We start from the raw sequence: 16,943 nt of genomic DNA on the forward strand, positions 1-16,943 counted from the left end.
GACACACCATGCTTGAGATACAAGACCTTCACGCCTACTACGGCAAGAGCCACGTGCTGCACGGCGTGCATTTTTCTGTCGGCAAGGGCGAGATCGTGGCCCTGCTCGGGCGCAACGGCTCGGGCCGCTCGACCACCGCCAAGGCCATCATGGGCCTGGTGGAAGCCACCGGCAGCGTGGCATGGCAAGGCAAGCCCATCCTGGGCAAGAAGCCGTTTGAGATTGCGCACCTCGGCATTGGCCATGTGCCCGAAAACCGCGACATCTTCCCCAAGCTCACCGTGCACCAGAACCTGCTGCTCGGCCAGAAGGGCAAGGGGCTGGGTGCCCGCTGGAGCTTCGACGACATGTACGCCATGTTCCCCCGCCTGAAGGAGCGCGAGCACACCGAAGCGGGCGTGCTCTCGGGCGGCGAACAGCAGATGCTCACGCTGTGCCGCACCCTCATGGGCGACCCCGACCTCATCATCATCGACGAGCCCACCGAAGGCCTTGCGCCCAAGATCGTGGAATTGGTGGCCGAGTACCTCCAGAAGCTCAAGGCACGCGGCGTGTCGGTGCTGCTGATCGAGCAGAAGCTCACCATCGCCCTGAGCATCTCCGACCGGGTGCTGGTCATGGGGCACGGCAGCATCGTGTTCGAGGGAACGCCGGAAACTCTTCGCGCCGATTCCCAAGTGCGCAAGGAATGGTTGGAAGTCTGAACGCCCGCGCTGCCTGACTCGCTGGCGACAAGTGGGCCTTGCGGCAGCGCAGCAAGTTCCTAGAATCGAACGATCGTTCTTTTTCGGGAAGAACATCACAGTCAATGCCCCCGGGCACCCGTTTCCGCCAACAACGAAGGAGATTCCATGACCGCTGAGTACCAGGTCCACGGCGATGTCGCCGTCATCACCATGAACAACCCGCCGGTCAACGGTCTGGGTCTTTCCACGCGCCAGGGCATCGCCGCTGGCCTGGAGAAGGCGGAGGCCGATCCGGCCGTGAAGTCCATCGTGATCACCGGCGCCGGCAAGGCGTTTTCGGGCGGTGCCGACATCCGTGAATTCGGCTCGCCCAAGGCACTGGCCGAGCCCAACCTGCTCTCCGTGATCCTCGCCGTGGAAAACACGTCCAAACCCGTCATCGCCGCCATGCACAGCGTCGCCATGGGTGGTGGCCTGGAACTGGCCCTGGGTTGCCACTACCGCATTGCCGCGCCCGGCACGAGCATTGCGCTGCCTGAAGTGAAGCTTGGCCTGATCCCTGGCGCCGGTGGCACGCAGCGCCTGCCGCGCGCCCTGGGCGTGGAGCCTGCGCTCAACATGATCGTGAGCGGCGAGCCGGTGAAGAGCGAAATGCTGGCCATGCTGCCCGGCCAGAAGTTGTTCGACAAGATGGCCGCTTCGCCCGAAAGCCTGGCCGAGGAAGCCCTGGCGCTGGCGCGCGAGATGGCCGCCAAGCATGCCGATGGCAGCGCGCTGCCCAAGGTGCGCAACCTGCCGTGCAAGCACCCGCTGGGTGATGCGTACTTCCAGTTCGCCCGCAACATGGTCAAGGGCATGTCGAAGAACTTCCCCGCGCCCGCCAAGTGCGTGGACGCGGTGGAAGCCGCGACCAAGAAGAAATTCGACGACGGCATGGCCTTCGAGCGCGAGATCTTCATCAACCTGATGTGGACACCCGAGTGCCGCGCGCTGCGCCACCTGTTCACCGCAGAACGCGCCGCGAGCAAGATTCCTGACGTGCCGGAAGACACCCCGAAGCGCGAGATCGCCTCGGTGGCCGTCATCGGCGCCGGCACCATGGGTGGCGGCATCGCCATGAACTTCCTCAACGCCGGCATCCCGGTGAAGATGCTGGAGATGAAGCAGGAAGCGCTGGACCGGGGTCTGGCGACCATCCGCAAGAACTACGAAGCGCAGGTCAAGAAGGGCAAGCTCAAGCAGGACAAGTACGAACAGCGCATGGCGCTTTTGAGCACCACGCTGAGCTACGACGACCTCAAGGAGGCCGACCTCGTGATCGAGGCGGTGTTCGAAGAGATCGGCGTCAAGGAAGCCGTGTTCAAGGAACTCGACCGCGTGATGAAGCCCGGCGCGATCCTGGCCTCCAACACCTCGACGCTCGACGTCAACAAGATCGCCTCGTTCACCAAACGCCCGCAGGACGTGGTGGGCCTGCACTTCTTCAGCCCGGCCAACGTGATGAAGCTGCTGGAAGTGGTGCGCGGCGAGAAGACCGCCAAGGATGTGATGGCCACCGTGATGACCGTGGCCAAGAAGATCAAGAAGACCGCGGTGGTCTCCGGCGTGTGCGACGGCTTCATCGGCAACCGCATGATCGAGCAGTACGGCCGCCAGGGCGGTTTCCTGCTCGACGAAGGCTGCACGCCCGAGCAGGTCGACAAGGCGATGGAAAAGTTCGGCATGGCCATGGGCCCGTTCCGCATGGGCGACCTGGCCGGCAACGACATCGGCTGGGCGATCCGCAAGCGCCGCTACCAGGAAAAGCCGGACATGAAATACAGCAAGACGGCCGACCTGCTGTGCGAGAAGGGCCGCTTCGGCCAGAAGACCGGTGCCGGCTGGTACGACTACGTGCCGGGCAAGCGCGACGCGATCCCGAACGCCGAGGTGGTGAAGATGATCGAGGACCACCGCAAGAGCCTGGGCATCACACCCCGCAAGATCTCCGACGAGGAAATCGTGCAGCGCCTGGTGTATTCGCTGGTGAACGAGGCCGCGCACATCCTGGAAGAGGGCATCGCCAACAAGGCCAGCGACATCGACGTGGTCTATATCTTCGGCTACGGCTTCCCCGCGCACCGCGGCGGCCCGATGATCTACGCCGACACGGTGGGCCTGTTCAACGTGGTGCAGAGCATGAAGCGCTTTGCCAAGAACCCGCTGGACGACGCGAAATTCTGGGAGCCAGCACCGCTGCTGGCGCGCCTGGTCGCCGAAGGCAAGACCTTCAACTGAACAACTTTTAGGAATTCATCATGACCAACGCCGTCATCGTTTCCACCGCCCGCACACCCCTGGCCAAGAGCTGGAAGGGCGCCTTCAACATGACCCACGGAGCCACCCTCGGCGGCCACGCGGTGCAGCACGCCGTTGCCCGCGCCGGCATCGAGGCCGCCGAAGTGGACGACGTCATCATGGGCTGCGCCAACCCCGAGGGCGCCACCGGCGCCAACATCGCACGCCAGATTGCATTGCGCGCCGGCCTGCCCATCACCACCTCGGGCATGACGGTCAACCGCTTCTGCTCGTCCGGCCTGCAGACCATTGCCATGGCCGCACAGCGCATCATTGCCGGCGAGGGCGACGTGTACGTGGCCGGCGGCGTGGAGAGCATCTCCTGCGTGCAGCAGGAGATGAACACGCACATGCTGGCCGACCCATGGCTGGCCAAGAACAAGCCCGAGATCTACTGGAACATGCTGCAGACCGCCGAGCAGGTGGCCAAGCGCTACAACATCGGCCGCGATGCCATGGACGAGTACGGCGCGGCCAGCCAGCAGCGGGCCACGGCAGCGCTGGAAGCCGGTCTGTTCAAGGCCGAGATCGCCCCCATCACCGTGACCGCCGGCGTGGCCGACAAGGTCATGGGTCTCACCACCAAGCAGGTGACGGTGGAGAACGACGAAGGCATCCGCGCCGGCACCACGTTTGAAGGCATCCACGGCCTGCGCTCGGCGCTGCCGGGCGGTCTGGTCTCGGCTGGCAATGCCAGCCAGTTCAGCGATGGCGGCGGCGCCTGCGTGATCATGAACGAGACCCTGGCCGAGAAGCGCGGCCTCACGCCCCTGGGCCGTTTCCTCGGTTTCGCGGTCGCCGGCTGCGAGCCCGATGAAATGGGCATCGGCCCGGTGTTCGCCATCCCCAAGGTGCTCGCGCGCCTGGGCCTGAAGGTGAGCGACATCGACCTGTGGGAACTCAACGAAGCTTTCGCGGTGCAGGTGATCTACTGCCGCGACAAGCTGGGCATTCCGGGCGACAAGCTCAACGTGAACGGCGGCGCGATCGCCGTGGGCCACCCCTACGGCGTGTCGGGCCAGCGCCTGACCGGCCACGCGCTGATCGAAGGCAAGCGCCGCGGCGCAAAGCGTGTCGTGGTGACCATGTGCATCGGCGGCGGCATGGGTGCCGCTGGTGTATTTGAAGTGTTGTAAACCCGCGCGCTGCGCGGGGTACAACACCCCCCGCGCCGCCTTCGGCGTCACCCCCCGGAGGGGGGCGATGCCTGTGGCCCGGCGGAGCCGGTTCCACGGCCTCCTGGGTTGGGGCACGCGCCTCGGATGAGCGCGGGTCTTCAGTTGCTTTTTGCTGTTTGCGAGATGGATCACCTCTATGAGCCTTCGCCCGACCGTCGACTTCCTGCTGCACGACTGGCTGCACGTCGAGACGCTGCAGCAGCGCGAGCGTTTCGCGGACCACAGCCGCGAAACGTTTGACGCGGTGCTCGACACCTGCGAACGCATCGCGCGCGAAAAGTACGCACCCTTCAACCGGCTGGTGGACACGCAGGAGCCGCATTTCGACGGCGAGCGCGTGATCCTGCCGCAGGCCACGCACGACGCGCAGAAGGCCTACGCTGCCTCGGGCATGCTGAGCGCTGCGCAGGACTACGACGTGGGTGGCATGCAGTTGCCCTACACGGTGGAGGCCGCGGCCAACGCGTTCTTTGCCATGGCCTCGGTCAGCATCGGCAGCGGCATGCTCACCACCGGCAACGCCAACCTGCTCATGGTGCACGGCACCGAGATGCAGAAGCAGGTGTTTGCGCTCAACGAATTCAGCGGCCGTTTCTCGGGGACCATGTGCCTGTCGGAGCCACAGGCGGGTTCCAGCTTGAGCGACGTGTCCACGCGCGCCGTGCCCGATGGCGCCGATTTCGCCGACGACCCGCTCGGCCCACGCTACCGCCTCAAGGGCAACAAGATGTGGATCTCGGCCGGCGAACACGAGCTGACCGACAACATCATCCACCTGGTGCTGGCCAAGATTCCGGATGAGCACGGCAAGCTGGTGCCGGGCACGCGTGGCATTTCGCTCTTCATCGTGCCCAAGAAAATGGTGAACGCCGCGGGTGAACTGACCGGCGAGCGCAACGACGTCGCGCTGGCCGGCCTGAACCACAAGTGCGGCTGGCGCGGCACCACCAACACGCTGCTCAACTTCGGCGAGGGCAAGTACCCCGTAGGCGGAGAAGCGGGCGCCGTGGGCTACCTGGTGGGGCAGGCCGGCAAGGGCCTGCACTGCATGTTCCACATGATGAACGAGGCCCGCATTGGCGTGGGCATGGCCGCGACCATGCTGGGCATGGCGGGTTACCTCGCCAGCCTGGACTACGCGAAGAACCGCCCACAGGGCCGCCCCATGGGCCCGGCCGGCAAGGACCCGGCGCAGGCACCCGTGCGCATCATCGAACACGCCGACGTCAAGCGCATGCTGCTGGCGCAGAAGTCGTATTGCGAAGGCGCGCTCGCGCTCGAGCTGTACTGCGCGCGCCTGGTGGACGAACAACACACGGCCGATGCCGCCACGGCCGACGATGCGCGCCTGCTGCTGGAGGTGCTCACGCCCATCGCCAAAAGCTGGCCGAGCGAGTGGTGCCTGGAAGCGAACAGCCTCGCGATCCAGATCCACGGCGGCTACGGCTACACGCGCGACTTTCCGGTGGAGCAGTACTGGCGCGACAACCGCCTGAACATGATCCACGAGGGCACGCACGGCATCCAGGCCATGGACCTGCTGGGCCGCAAGGTGCTGATGGAGGGCGGCAAGGGCCTCACGCTGCTGGCCGGGCGCATCAACGACACCATTCAGCGCGCGATCCACATTCCCGAATTGGCGGCCCATGCCGACGCGCTGGGCCAGGCGCTCGCGCAGGTGGGTGCCGCCACCAAGGCGGCCTGGGCCACCGGTGAACCGACCGACGCGCTGGCCAATGCCGTGCCCTACCTGCAGGCCTTCGGCCACACGGTGCTGGCCTGGGTCTGGCTGGACGTGGCGCTGGCCGCGCACGCAGCACCCGAGTCGAGCGCACGCACCGGGCGTCTCGCCGCCATGCGCTTCTTCTTCCACTACGAGCTGCCGAAAACCGGTGCCTGGCTGCAGGTGGTGAGCAGCCGCGACCAGACCTGTGCGGCCCTGCCCGAGGAGGCCTTCTGATGCTGCATCACATCGTCATGTGGAAGATCAAGGATCTGGGCGCGGAGGGCGACAAGGCCACCAACATCGCGAAAGCCAAGGCCCTGCTCGATGCCTGCGCGCAGTTGGTGCCCGGCATCGAACGCTTTGAAGTGGCCACGGCCCAGCCGGGTCTGGAGGGCACCTACGATCTGGTGCTCAACAGCAGCTTCACCGACCGCGCAGCGCTCGCGGCGTACCAGACGCATCCTTCGCATGTGGCGTTGAAGCCGTTCATGCGAAAGGTCGTGCTCGAACGCCAGTGCATGGACTACGAGACATGAAACACCGCCTGCGCCGCTTTGCGGCTTCCCCCTCTCTTGCGCCTTCGGCTTGGAGGGGGACGGCACCTGGGGCCGGCAAAGCCGGACCCTCGGTGCCCCTGGCCTGCGCTGCTTCATGCGTCGTCTGACATACCTCAAACCAAAGGAGACCAACATGACCCGAACCATCCACCAACTCTTCGACCTCAAGGGCAAGACCGCCCTCATCACCGGTGGCTCGCGCGGCCTGGGCCTGCAGATGGCCCACGCGCTGGGTGAAGCTGGTGCCCGCGTGGTGATCAGCTCGCGCAAGACCGAAGACCTCGAAGCGGCCACGGCCGAGCTGCAGGCCGCCAACATCGACGCCCGCTGGATCGCCGCCGATTGTTCGAAGGAGGAAGACATCCAGCGCCTGGCCGACGAGAGCCTGCAGCGCCTGGGCGACATCGACATCCTGATCAACAACGCCGGTGCCGCCTGGGGCGCGCCCGCCGAAGACCACCCGGTGGACGCCTGGGACAAGGTGATGAACCTCAACGTGCGCAGCTACTTCATCCTGAGCCAGATCGTGGCCAAGCGCAGCATGATCGCGCGCAGAACCGGCAGCATCATCAACACCGCCTCCATCGCCGGCCTGGGCGGCAACCCGCGCGACATGAAGACCATCGCCTACAACACCTCCAAGGGTGCGGTGATCAACTTCACCCGCGCGCTCGCCGCCGAGTGGGGCGCTCACGGCATCCGCGTCAACGCGATCTGCCCCGGCTTCTTCCCAAGCAAGATGACCATGGGCACGCTCAAGGCCATGGGCGAAGAGCGCCTGGCCGCGCACGCGCCGCTGGGCCGCCTGGGCGACGACGAAGACCTGAAAGGCCTCACGCTGCTGTACGCGAGCGACGCCGGCAAACACATCACGGGCCAGTGGCTGGCGGTCGATGGAGGTGTGTCCATCATCACCGGGGGCTAAGACCAGGACCACTCCCGCCCCGCTGCGCGCGACCCAGGGGGCGGCACTGGCGGCCCGGCAGAGCCGGTTCCGCGGTGCCCTGGATCCAGACATTTCATCCATCCGGTTGTATCGTTCACCCATGAAATTTTCCGTCCGCATCCCTTTCGTTGAACTGCTCGGCTTCGAACTTCTGAAGTTCGAAGGCGGTGAGGCGGAGATCGCCTTCGATCCGTTGCCGGACCACCTGAATTCCTTCGACGTGGTGCACGGCGGCGCCAGCATGACCTTGCTCGATGTGGTGATGGCACACGCGGCGCGCTCGGTCGAGCCCGACCTGGGCTGCGTCACCATCGAGATGAAGACCAGCTTCATGCGCGCAGCCCAGGGGCCTTTGCGCGCCAAGGGCCGCATGTTGCACCGCACGGCCACCATGGTCTTCACCGAAGGCAGCATCTTCAACGCGGCCAACCAGCTGTGTGCACACGCCACCGGCACCTTCAAGCTGGTGCCACGCCTGGCCACCGGGCCAGGCAGCGCCCAGCCCTTCAACCGCATTTCAACAGACTGATTTCCACAGGAGACACCACATGCCCACCAATCACCAGATCGTGCTCGACAACCGCCCCCAGGGCGAAGCCACCGTCGACAACTTCAAGCTCGTCGCCACCGACACCCCCGCGCTCAAGGACGGCCAGGTGCTGGTGCGCCACCACTTCCTGAGCCTGGACCCGTACATGCGCGGGCGCATGAACGACAGCAAGAGCTACGCGGCTTCGCAGGCCTTGGGCGAGGTCATGATCGGTGGCACCGTGGGCGAAGTGGTCGAGTCCATGCACCCCAAGTTCAAGGCCGGTGACCAGGTGGTGGGCATGGGCGGCTGGCAGGAGTTCAGCGTGGTCGACGCGAATCAGGTGGGTGCCTTGCGCAAGGTGGACACGACCCACGTGCCGCTGTCGTACTACCTGGGTGCTGTCGGCATGCCGGGTGTGACCGCCTGGTACGGCCTGGTGAAGATCATCAACCCCAAGGCCGGCGACACCGTGGTGGTGAGCGCGGCCACGGGCGCGGTGGGCAGTGCCTTCGGTGCACTGGCCAAGGCGCGCGGCTGTCGTGCGGTGGGCATCGCCGGAGGACCCGACAAATGCAAGTACGCGGTGGAAGAGCTCGGCTTCGACGCCTGCATCGACTACAAGCTGCACAAGGACGCCTGGTCGCTGGCCAAGGCACTCAAGGAAGTCTGCCCCAAGGGCATCGACGGCTACTTTGAAAACGTGGGTGGCATGGTGCTCGACGCGGTGCTGCTGCGCATGAACGCCTTCGGCCGCATCGCGGTGTGCGGGATGATCGCCGGCTACGACGGCCAGCCGCTGCCGCTGACCAACCCGGCGCTGATCCTGGTGAACCGCCTGAAGATCGAAGGCTTCATCGTCAGCGAACACATGGAAGTCTGGCCCGAGGCGCTGACCGAGCTGGGCACGCTGGTGGCCACCGGCAAGCTGCGCCCGCGCGAGACCGTGGCCGAGGGTCTGGCCGCAGCACCCGAAGCTTTCATGGGCTTGCTCAAAGGCAAGAACTTCGGCAAGCAGCTCGTCAAGCTGGTGTAACCCCCCGCGCCGCCTTCGGCGTCACCCCCCGGGGGGCGCCACTGGCGGCCCGGCAGAGCCGGTTCCGCGGTGGCCTGGTCTGAAGGCACCGCTCTCGAAGGAGGTGTTGTGATGAATGCGACGCATGAAGTGTTCAACCAGCCTTCGCCGCTGGTCGATACCAACCTGTTCGGCGCCAACCGGGCCATGCAATCGGCGCTGGCGTTCAACGCGCCCGCACTGGACACCGCCCCGCTGCGCGCGCTGGGCGCTGTGGTGGGCAGCGGCGAGATGCAGACGCATGCGCGGCTGGCCAATGTGCACACGCCGCAGCTCAAGACGCACAACCGCTTCGGACAGCGCGTGGACCAGGTCGAGTTCCACCCGAGTTACCACGCGCTGATGACCGCAGCCACCGCGGCCGGTCTGCACGGCACGGCGTTTTCCGCGGAGCAGCAGGCCACCGGCCATGCCCACCAGTTGCGCGCCGCCGGTTTCATGCTCTTCACCGAACTCGAACCCTCCATCCTGTGCCCCATCTCCATGAGCTACGCGGTGGCGCCCGCGCTCAAGGACAACCCGGCCATCTACAAAGACTGGGAAGCGGGCCTCACCAGCCGCGCCTACGACCCGCAACTCAAGGTCTGGCGCGACAAGGCGGGCCTGACCATGGGCATGGGCATGACGGAGAAGCAGGGCGGCTCCGACGTGCGCGCGAACACCACGCGCGCCGAGCCCGCCGGCAGCGATGCCTGGGGCCAGCGCTACAGCGTCACCGGTCACAAGTGGTTCTTCTCCGCACCCATGTGCGACGCCTTCCTGATCCTCGCGCAGACGACCAGCGGCCTGAGTTGCCTGTTCCTGCCGCGCGTCTTGCCCGACGGTTCGATCAACCAGCTCTTCATCCAGCGCCTGAAGGACAAGCTGGGCAACAAGGCCAACGCGAGTTCCGAGGTGGAATTTGTGGGTGCCAGCGCCTGGCTGGTGGGCGAGGAGGGCCGTGGCATCCCGCAGATCCTGGCCATGGGCACCATGACGCGGCTGGACTGCGCGCTCGGCACCAGCGGCCTGATGCGCCAGGCGCTGGGCATTGCGCTCAACCACACGGCACAGCGCAAGGCCTTCGGCAAGACCTTGATCGATCAGCCGCTGATGAAGAACGTGCTGGCCGACCTGGCCCTCGAATCCGAGGCCGCGACCGCGCTTGCGCTGCGCCTGGCGCGCAGCTTCGACCGCGCGAGCGACCCGCACGAGCAGGTGATGAACCGCCTGCTCACACCCGTGGCGAAATTCTGGATCTGCAAGCGCGGCAGCCACTTCGCGCAGGAAGCCATGGAGTGCCTGGGCGGCAACGGCTACGTGGAGGAGGGCGGCGAGGGCATCATGGCGCGCATCTACCGCGAGATGCCGCTCAACTCCATCTGGGAAGGCGCGGGCAACATCATGGCCATCGACCTGTTGCGCGCGCTGCGCAAAGCGGATGCCGCGGCGGCCCTGGCACAGGAACTCGAACCTTCGCGCAACATGCACCCGGCGCTGGACCGGCTCGCCGCACAACTGCCCATCCGCGTCGAAGAGATGGCCAGCGAGATGGAAGCCCGCCGCCTGGCGCAAGACGTGGCGCTGGCGGTGCAGGCCGCCCTGCTGGCCCAGACCGCACCCGCCGCCGTGTTCAGTGCGTTTTGCGATTCGCGCCTGGACGGCCAGTGGGGCCACAGCTTCGGCTCGCTGGGCGCCGGTGCCGACTTCGACGCCATACTCCAGCGCGCCATGCCCACATGAACAACGACCCGGAGACACCATGTCCGACCTGATCCTGCACCACTACCCCACGTCACCGTTTTCGGAGAAGGTGCGCCTGATTCTGGGACACAAGAAGCTGGCGTGGCAGAGCGTGAACATCCCGCGCATCATGCCCAAGCCCGACGTGATCGCCCTCACCGGTGGCTACCGCCGCACGCCGTTTCTGCAGATCGGCGCCGACATCTATTGCGACACCGCGCTCATCTGCGACGTGCTCGAACACCGCGAGCCCGAGCCCACCCTGTACCCCGAGCACCTCAAGGGCATGGCGCGCGTCTTGTCCCAGTGGGCCGACAGCACGCTGTTCTGGGCCGCCATGGGCTACAGCCTCAGCCCCAAGGGCGCGGCAGCGATGTTTGCCGGCCAGCCGCCGGAAGCGGCCCAGGCCTTTGCTGCCGACCGTGGCGCCATGCGTGGCGGCATGACCAGCCTGCGCGCGGGGGACGCGACTTCCGCCTGCAAGAGCTACCTGCGCCGCCTCTCGACCATGGTGGAAATGCACCCCTACCTGCTGGGCGACGCGCCCTGCGTGGCCGACTTCGCGGCCTACCACCCGCTGTGGTTCAGCCGTGTGGTCAACCCCCCCATGGCCGATATCCTGGACGCCACACCACACGTCATCGAATGGATGGACCGCATGGCCGCGATCGGCCATGGCAGCTTCAGCAAACTCACGTCGGCGGATGCCATCGCCATCGCGGCCGCCGCGCAGCCCGCGCCGCACACCGACGACACTTTCCAGGACGACCACGGCATTGCGCTGGGCAGCCGCGTGACCATCAACGCCGAGGCCTTCGGCCAGGAACCCACCGAAGGCATCCTGCGTGCGGCCACGCGCACGCGGTACACGCTGGAGCGCACCGATGAACGCGCTGGTCTGCTGCACGTGCACTTTCCGCGCATCGGTTTTGTGCTGAGGGAAGTGCGCGCTTGAATTCGACCTCGCTGACCTGGCGCTGCCTGCCTTTTGATGCCCTGCATGCCCGCACGCTCTATGCCCTGCTGCAACTGCGCACCGAGGTCTTCGTGATGGAACAGAACTGCGTGTTCCAGGACATGGACGGCGCCGATGCGCAGTGCTTCCACCTGCTGGGCGAAACGGCGGGCCCGGCCTTGGTGGCCTACGCACGCCTGGTGCCGGCTGGCCTGAAGTTCACCGAGGCCAGCATCGGCCGCGTGGTCACGCTGCCGGCGGCGCGCGGTGGTGGCCTGGGCCATGTGCTGGTGCGCGAAGCGGTGCAGGCCCTGCACGGCCTGTGGGGTGTGCAGCCCATCCGCATCGGCGCGCAGGCACGCCTGGAGGCCTTTTACCGCCAGCACGGCTTCGTACCCGACGGACCGATCTACATCGAAGACGGCATCGACCACATCGAGATGGTGAGGGCCGCCTGAGCTTTTTCTTATCTACAAACAGGAGACACGGATGATTCAGGACTTCAAAGGCAAAACCGCGGTGCTCACCGGCGCCGGTTCGGGCTTCGGCCTGGAATGCGCACGCATCGGCGCCAAGCTCGGCATGAACCTGGTGCTGGTGGACGTGCAGCAGGACGCGCTGGACAAGGCCACGGCCGAGATCGAGGCCACTGGCGCGAAGGTGCTGTCGCGCAAGGTCGACGTGTCCAGCCAGGAACAGATGGAGGCGCTGGCCGCCGACGTCGAGAAGACCTTCGGTGCGCCGCACTTTGTGTTCAACAACGCGGGCGTGGGCTCGGGCGGCCTGATCTGGGAGAACTCGGTGAAGGACTGGGAGTGGGTGCTGGGCGTGAACCTCTGGGGCGTGGTGCACGGCGTGCGCCTGTTCACGCCCATGATGCTCGCCGCCGCCAGGAAGGACCCCAGCTGGCGCGGCCACATCGTGAACACCGCGAGCATGGCCGGCCTGCTCACGCCACCCAACATGGGCATCTACAACGTGAGCAAACACGCTGTGGTGAGCCTCACCGAAACGCTCTACCAGGACCTGAAGCTGGTGAGCGACCAGGTCAGCGCCAGCGTGCTCTGTCCGTACTTCGTGCCCACCGGCATCAGCCAGAGCCACCGCAACAAGCCCGCCGAGCTGGCCGACGAGAAGGCCACGCAAAGCCAGCTGATCGGCCAGGCCATGAGCGACAAGGCGGTTGGCTCGGGCAAGGTCACGGCGGCCGAGGTGGCGCAGCTGGTGTTCGACGCCATCACGGCCGACCGCTTCTACATCTTCAGCCACCCACGCGCGCTGGGCAATGTGCGCGCGCGCATGGAGGGCATCGTCAACCAGACCAACCCGGCCGACCCCTTCCTCGAGCGCCCGGAGATCGGCGTGGGTTTGCGCGCGGCGCTGCGCGCCGTCTGAATGTGAGACAGCGATGGGCGAGGGCGGCCACACCCTGTTCGACACCGCCATCGGTGTCTGCGGCATCGCCTGGGGCGCGGCGGGGGTGCTGGCGGTGCAACTGCCCGAGGCCAACGCGGAGCGCACCCGTGCGCGGCTGCTGAAGGGTTTCCCGCCGCTGCCCGCGGTGGACCAGCCGCCGGCACCGGTGCAGGCGGCCATGGCGGGTGTTCAGGCTTTGCTGGAGGGCCGCTCGCGCAGCGATCTGCGCGAGATCGAACTCGACATGAGCCGCCTCACGCCGTTCCAGCGCGAGGTGTATGCGATGGCCCGCGCCATACCCCCCGGCCAGACCCGCACCTACGGCGAGATGGCGCAGGCCCTGGGCGATGCCGGCCTGGCCCGTGCCGTGGGGCAGGCCCTGGGCCACAACCCCTTTGCCCCCATCGTTCCCTGTCACCGCGTGCTCGCGGCGCGCAGCCGCTCGGGCGGTTTTTCCGCCGCCGGCGGCGTGGCCACCAAGCTGCGCATGCTGCAGATCGAATGTGCGCAAATCGGTGGTGAGCCCGGCCTGTTCGACGGAGACGGCAGATGATCACCGGCACCGAACTGCTGTCGGGCGCCATCCGGGTGGTGGACTACCGCTGCAGCGCCGGCCCGGCCGAGAAGCCGTTCACCGAGGTGCACACAGGCCACTCGGTCTCCTACGTGCGAAAGGGAACCTTTGGCTACCGGGTGCGGGGCGCGTCGTATGAACTGGTGGCCGGCTCGGTGCTGGTGGGCCACCCGGGTGACGAGTTCATGTGCACGCACGACCACCACGTCTGCGGCGACGAATGCCTGGCCTTTCACCTCTCGCCCGGTTTCGTGGATCTGGTCGGCGGCGACAAAGGCACCTGGCGCACCGGCGGCCTGCCGCCGCTGCCCGAACTCATGGTGCTGGGCGAACTCGCGCAGTCGGTGGCCAATGGCCGCAGCGATGCCGGTCTGGACGAAGTGGGCCTGTGGTTCGCGTCCCGTTTCGTGGACGTCGTGACGGGCCGCACCCTCGCGCCGCAGACCACGACCGAGCGCGACCGCCGCCGTGCCGTGGAGGCGGCGATGTGGATTGCCGCCCATTCGCACGAAGACATCGACCTGGACCGGGCCGCTGGCGAAGTGGCCCTGAGCCCGTTCCATTTCCTGCGGCTGTTCTCGCGCGTGCTCGGCGTCACGCCGCACCAGTACCTGGTGCGTTCGCGGCTGCGCCACGCGGCGTGGCTGCTGGCCGACAGCGAGCAAGCGGTGACCGACGTGGCCCTGGCGGTGGGCTTTGCCGACCTCAGCAACTTCGTGCGCACCTTCCACCGCGCGGCCGGCGTGTCGCCGCGCGGCTTTCGCCAAGCCGCCCGAACCGGCCCGAAGCAAGACCGCAAGATTCTCCAAGACCGTGTGACGTCCCTGATCGAAGATGACCGCCTGATCCACCCATCCAGCAGGAAGTCATCACCATGTACGACCACATCGGACTGAAAGTCAAAGACCTCGCCACCAGCCGCCGCTTCTACGAAGCCGCGCTCGCACCCCTCGGCCACGTGCTGGGATCCCACGACGACACCTGCGCCGGCCTGGGCCCGAAAGGTGCACCCGCGCTGTGGCTCTACGCGGCCCAGGGCGCCCAAGGCCCGGGCACGCACATTGCGTTGCGCGCCACCGACCACAAGGCGGTGGACGCGTTCTACAAGGAGGGCCTGAAGGCGGGCGCCCAGGACAATGGCGGCCCAGGCCCCCGCCCCGACTACAGCCCGACCTACTACGCGGCCTTCCTGATCGACCCCGACGGCAACAACGTCGAAGCCGTCTGCCCCTGAACAGGAGAAGCGTCATGGCCACCATCCAGAAGGAAATCGTCATTGAATCGGGCCTGGACCGGGTCTGGTACGCGCTGCGCAACTTCAATGCCGTGCACCTGGAAGAAGGCGAAAAGGCGTTGCCGGTGCAGAGCGGAAATTGAAGCCAGACCTTGCCTGAATTCTTCAGGCGGGGTCTTGCGCTGCGTGGTGTGCGGCGGCCTTTTTCACCTGGTTGCCCAGCACCAGTGCGCGTCCGGCAAAGATGCCACCGGCCGCTTCCATGTCCATGCGCTCGGCGTCGCGCCGGCGCAGGTGTTCCATCACCTCGTCGGCTTCTTCTTCGGCGGCGCCCAGCGTCAAGATGGCCTGGCGGCCCATGGCCATGGCGGACTCGAAGGTCTCGCGCACCAGGTAATCCACGTCGGCCTTTTTGCGCAGTTCCAGCACGTGTTCGCGGTCGAAGGCCCGCACCAGCAGTTCGGCCTGGGGAAACTCGGTTTGGGCCAGTTCGGCGAGGCGCGTGGCGGCTTCCTTGTTGTCCACACACACCAGGATGGCGCTGGCCGAGTGCGCGCCAGCCGCGTGCAGCACGTCGGCACGGCAGCCGTCGCCGTAGTACACCTTGAAGCCGTAGGCCTCGGCGTCGCGGATCATCTGCACGTTGTTGTCGATGATGGTGATGCTGGCGCCACGCGCGATCACGCCCTGGCTGGCAATCTGCCCGAAGCGGCCGAAGCCGACCACCAGCACGCTGGCGGCCTGACCGTTGACAGCCTCGATGCCGTCCATGGACACACCGGGCTTGTTGGCCAGGCGCCGGTGCACCAGCACCACCAGCGGGGTGAGCGCCATCGAGAGCACCACGATGGCGGTCATGTTGGCGTTGACCACCGGGTCGATCACTTTCGCGCCGAGTGCCGCCGCGAACAGCACGAAGGCAAATTCACCGCCCTGCGCCATCAGCACGGCGCGGTCCAGCGCGTCGGCATGCGAGCTTTTCGCGAAGCGCGCCACGCCGTAGATGCACAGCGCCTTGACCACCATCATGGCCACCACGCCTGCCACGATGATGGGCCAGTTGCTGGCCACAGCGGCCAGATCGAGCGACATGCCCACGCTCAGGAAGAACAGGCCGAGCAGCAGACCGCGGAAGGGCTCGATGTCGGCCTCCAGCTGGTGGCGGAAGGTGGATTCGGACAGCAGCACACCGGCCAGGAAGGCGCCCATGGCCATGGACAGGCCCCCCACCTGCATGAGCAGGGCCGCGCCCAGCACCACCAGCAGCGCGGCGGCGGTCATCACTTCGCGCGCCTTGGCGTTGGCCAGCACGCGGAACAAGGGGTTGAGCAGCCACACGCCAGCAGCCACCAGCGCCACCAGCGATCCCAGCGCCAGGCCGATGCTGCCCCAGCGCGACGACGTGGCGGCCGCGGTGCCCGCCAGGTCGGGCGGCGCCATGAAGGTCACCACGGCCAGCAGCGGCACGATCAGCAGGTCTTCAAACAGCAGGATGGCGACGATCTTCTGCCCGCGTGGCTGGGCCATGTCGCCACGTTCGCCCAGCAGCTGCATCACCACGGCGGTGGAGGTGAGCACGAAACCCATGGCGCTCACGAAGGACACGCCCAGCGGAAAACCGAAGGCCAGGCCCACGCCGGTGAGCAGCAGGCCGCACACCACCACCTGCAGGCTGCCCAGGCCGAAGATCGCGCGGCGCAGGCTCCACAGGTGCGAGGGCTGCATCTCCAGCCCGATGACGAAGAGGTACATGACCACGCCCAGTTCGGCCGTGTGCAGGATGGTGGCCGGGTCGCTGATCAGGCCCATGCCGAACGGCCCGATGGCCAGGCCGGCGGCCAGATACCCGAGCACCGAGCCCAGGCCGAGCCGCTTGAACAAGGGCACGGCAACGACCGCTGCGCCCAGCAAGGTCACGACTTTGAGCAGATCGCCTGCGCTGCCTTCAACGGCCATGGGAGAACTCCGGGTGGGTGGGGTGGGCGGATCGGTGGAAGGCGAAATTGTG

The 16,943-nt window shown here is 66.7% G+C and carries 17 protein-coding genes; 16 read left to right on the forward strand and 1 reads right to left on the reverse strand.

Translation table 11 applies throughout. The features are described 5' to 3' along the window. The first annotated feature begins 8 nt into the window (after window positions 1-8). The 16 genes from V6M63_RS02255 (at window position 9) to V6M63_RS02330 (ending at window position 15,078) form a co-directional block, all read left to right on the forward strand. Window positions 9-704, forward strand: a complete 696-nt coding sequence (locus tag V6M63_RS02255; protein WP_332739011.1) for an ABC transporter ATP-binding protein — start codon at window positions 9-11, stop codon at window positions 702-704. A gap of 147 nt (window positions 705-851) precedes the next feature. Further along, window positions 852-2,963, forward strand: a complete 2,112-nt coding sequence (locus V6M63_RS02260) for a 3-hydroxyacyl-CoA dehydrogenase NAD-binding domain-containing protein (protein ID WP_332739013.1) — start codon at window positions 852-854, stop codon at window positions 2,961-2,963. Between the two features lie 20 nt (window positions 2,964-2,983). Then, complete coding sequence (locus V6M63_RS02265) at window positions 2,984-4,159, forward strand: acetyl-CoA C-acyltransferase (RefSeq protein WP_332739015.1); 1,176 nt, start codon at window positions 2,984-2,986, stop codon at window positions 4,157-4,159. A gap of 178 nt (window positions 4,160-4,337) precedes the next feature. Further along, complete coding sequence (locus tag V6M63_RS02270; protein WP_332739017.1) at window positions 4,338-6,161, forward strand: acyl-CoA dehydrogenase; 1,824 nt, start codon at window positions 4,338-4,340, stop codon at window positions 6,159-6,161. After that, on the forward strand, window positions 6,161-6,463 hold the full coding sequence (locus V6M63_RS02275; RefSeq protein WP_332739019.1) for a Dabb family protein: 303 nt from the start codon (window positions 6,161-6,163) through the stop codon (window positions 6,461-6,463). Before V6M63_RS02270 ends, V6M63_RS02275 begins: the two co-directional genes overlap by 1 nt. Before the next feature lie 154 nt (window positions 6,464-6,617). Further along, the gene (locus V6M63_RS02280; protein ID WP_056266133.1) at window positions 6,618-7,409 is read left to right on the forward strand and encodes an SDR family oxidoreductase; all 792 of its coding nucleotides are present in this window, start codon (window positions 6,618-6,620) and stop codon (window positions 7,407-7,409) included. A 121-nt stretch (window positions 7,410-7,530) separates the two neighbouring features. After that, a complete protein-coding gene (locus V6M63_RS02285; RefSeq protein ID WP_332739022.1) occupies window positions 7,531-7,959 on the forward strand; it encodes a PaaI family thioesterase in 429 nt (142 codons plus the stop codon). A gap of 19 nt (window positions 7,960-7,978) precedes the next feature. After that, the gene (locus tag V6M63_RS02290) at window positions 7,979-8,995 is read left to right on the forward strand and encodes an NADP-dependent oxidoreductase (RefSeq protein WP_332739024.1); all 1,017 of its coding nucleotides are present in this window, start codon (window positions 7,979-7,981) and stop codon (window positions 8,993-8,995) included. Window positions 8,996-9,106: 111 nt separating this feature from the next. Further along, window positions 9,107-10,756 (forward strand): isovaleryl-CoA dehydrogenase, encoded by a 1,650-nt coding sequence (locus V6M63_RS02295; RefSeq protein ID WP_332739026.1) that lies wholly within the window; start codon window positions 9,107-9,109, stop codon window positions 10,754-10,756. Window positions 10,757-10,775: 19 nt separating this feature from the next. Continuing rightward, window positions 10,776-11,711 (forward strand): glutathione S-transferase family protein, encoded by a 936-nt coding sequence (locus V6M63_RS02300; RefSeq protein ID WP_332739028.1) that lies wholly within the window; start codon window positions 10,776-10,778, stop codon window positions 11,709-11,711. Then, the gene (locus V6M63_RS02305) at window positions 11,708-12,169 is read left to right on the forward strand and encodes a GNAT family N-acetyltransferase (RefSeq protein WP_332739030.1); all 462 of its coding nucleotides are present in this window, start codon (window positions 11,708-11,710) and stop codon (window positions 12,167-12,169) included. Before V6M63_RS02300 ends, V6M63_RS02305 begins: the two co-directional genes overlap by 4 nt. A 31-nt stretch (window positions 12,170-12,200) precedes the next feature. After that, window positions 12,201-13,106: an SDR family oxidoreductase gene (locus tag V6M63_RS02310; RefSeq protein ID WP_332739032.1), complete on the forward strand. Its 906-nt coding sequence runs from the start codon at window positions 12,201-12,203 to the stop codon at window positions 13,104-13,106. Window positions 13,107-13,119: 13 nt separating this feature from the next. Then, window positions 13,120-13,680, forward strand: coding sequence for a methylated-DNA--[protein]-cysteine S-methyltransferase (locus tag V6M63_RS02315; RefSeq protein WP_332739033.1), 561 nt, complete (start codon window positions 13,120-13,122; stop codon window positions 13,678-13,680). After that, window positions 13,677-14,597 (forward strand): AraC family transcriptional regulator, encoded by a 921-nt coding sequence (locus V6M63_RS02320; RefSeq protein ID WP_332739035.1) that lies wholly within the window; start codon window positions 13,677-13,679, stop codon window positions 14,595-14,597. The genes V6M63_RS02315 and V6M63_RS02320 overlap by 4 nt, the downstream gene beginning before the upstream one ends. Continuing rightward, window positions 14,576-14,935 carry a VOC family protein gene (locus V6M63_RS02325; protein WP_332739037.1) on the forward strand — a complete coding sequence of 120 codons (360 nt, stop codon included), beginning with the start codon at window positions 14,576-14,578 and terminating at the stop codon, window positions 14,933-14,935. Before V6M63_RS02320 ends, V6M63_RS02325 begins: the two co-directional genes overlap by 22 nt. Window positions 14,936-14,949: 14 nt before the next feature. After that, window positions 14,950-15,078: a hypothetical protein gene (locus tag V6M63_RS02330; RefSeq protein WP_332739039.1), complete on the forward strand. Its 129-nt coding sequence runs from the start codon at window positions 14,950-14,952 to the stop codon at window positions 15,076-15,078. A 22-nt stretch (window positions 15,079-15,100) separates the two neighbouring features. Here the strand turns inward: V6M63_RS02330 and V6M63_RS02335 are convergent, their stop codons facing one another. Continuing rightward, on the reverse strand, window positions 15,101-16,891 hold the full coding sequence (locus tag V6M63_RS02335) for a monovalent cation:proton antiporter-2 (CPA2) family protein (protein WP_332739041.1): 1,791 nt from the start codon (window positions 16,889-16,891) through the stop codon (window positions 15,101-15,103). Window positions 16,892-16,943: the final 52 nt, after the last annotated feature.

It is taken from the genome of Hydrogenophaga sp. (genome assembly GCF_036675665.1).
Classification (GTDB): domain Bacteria; phylum Pseudomonadota; class Gammaproteobacteria; order Burkholderiales; family Burkholderiaceae_C; genus Hydrogenophaga.

Coding starts and splice junctions, on each gene's coding strand:
- V6M63_RS02270 (WP_332739017.1), top strand. CDS start 4,338: ATGAGCCTTCGCCCGACCGTCGACTTCCTGCTGCACGACTGGCTGCAC.
- V6M63_RS02310 (WP_332739032.1), top strand. CDS start 12,201: ATGATTCAGGACTTCAAAGGCAAAACCGCGGTGCTCACCGGCGCCGGT.
- V6M63_RS02260 (WP_332739013.1), top strand. CDS start 852: ATGACCGCTGAGTACCAGGTCCACGGCGATGTCGCCGTCATCACCATG.
- V6M63_RS02285 (WP_332739022.1), top strand. CDS start 7,531: ATGAAATTTTCCGTCCGCATCCCTTTCGTTGAACTGCTCGGCTTCGAA.
- V6M63_RS02330 (WP_332739039.1), top strand. CDS start 14,950: ATGGCCACCATCCAGAAGGAAATCGTCATTGAATCGGGCCTGGACCGG.
- V6M63_RS02265 (WP_332739015.1), top strand. CDS start 2,984: ATGACCAACGCCGTCATCGTTTCCACCGCCCGCACACCCCTGGCCAAG.
- V6M63_RS02335 (WP_332739041.1), bottom strand. CDS start 16,891: ATGGCCGTTGAAGGCAGCGCAGGCGATCTGCTCAAAGTCGTGACCTTG.
- V6M63_RS02255 (WP_332739011.1), top strand. CDS start 9: ATGCTTGAGATACAAGACCTTCACGCCTACTACGGCAAGAGCCACGTG.
- V6M63_RS02300 (WP_332739028.1), top strand. CDS start 10,776: ATGTCCGACCTGATCCTGCACCACTACCCCACGTCACCGTTTTCGGAG.
- V6M63_RS02325 (WP_332739037.1), top strand. CDS start 14,576: ATGTACGACCACATCGGACTGAAAGTCAAAGACCTCGCCACCAGCCGC.
- V6M63_RS02295 (WP_332739026.1), top strand. CDS start 9,107: ATGAATGCGACGCATGAAGTGTTCAACCAGCCTTCGCCGCTGGTCGAT.
- V6M63_RS02290 (WP_332739024.1), top strand. CDS start 7,979: ATGCCCACCAATCACCAGATCGTGCTCGACAACCGCCCCCAGGGCGAA.
- V6M63_RS02320 (WP_332739035.1), top strand. CDS start 13,677: ATGATCACCGGCACCGAACTGCTGTCGGGCGCCATCCGGGTGGTGGAC.
- V6M63_RS02275 (WP_332739019.1), top strand. CDS start 6,161: ATGCTGCATCACATCGTCATGTGGAAGATCAAGGATCTGGGCGCGGAG.
- V6M63_RS02280 (WP_056266133.1), top strand. CDS start 6,618: ATGACCCGAACCATCCACCAACTCTTCGACCTCAAGGGCAAGACCGCC.
- V6M63_RS02315 (WP_332739033.1), top strand. CDS start 13,120: ATGGGCGAGGGCGGCCACACCCTGTTCGACACCGCCATCGGTGTCTGC.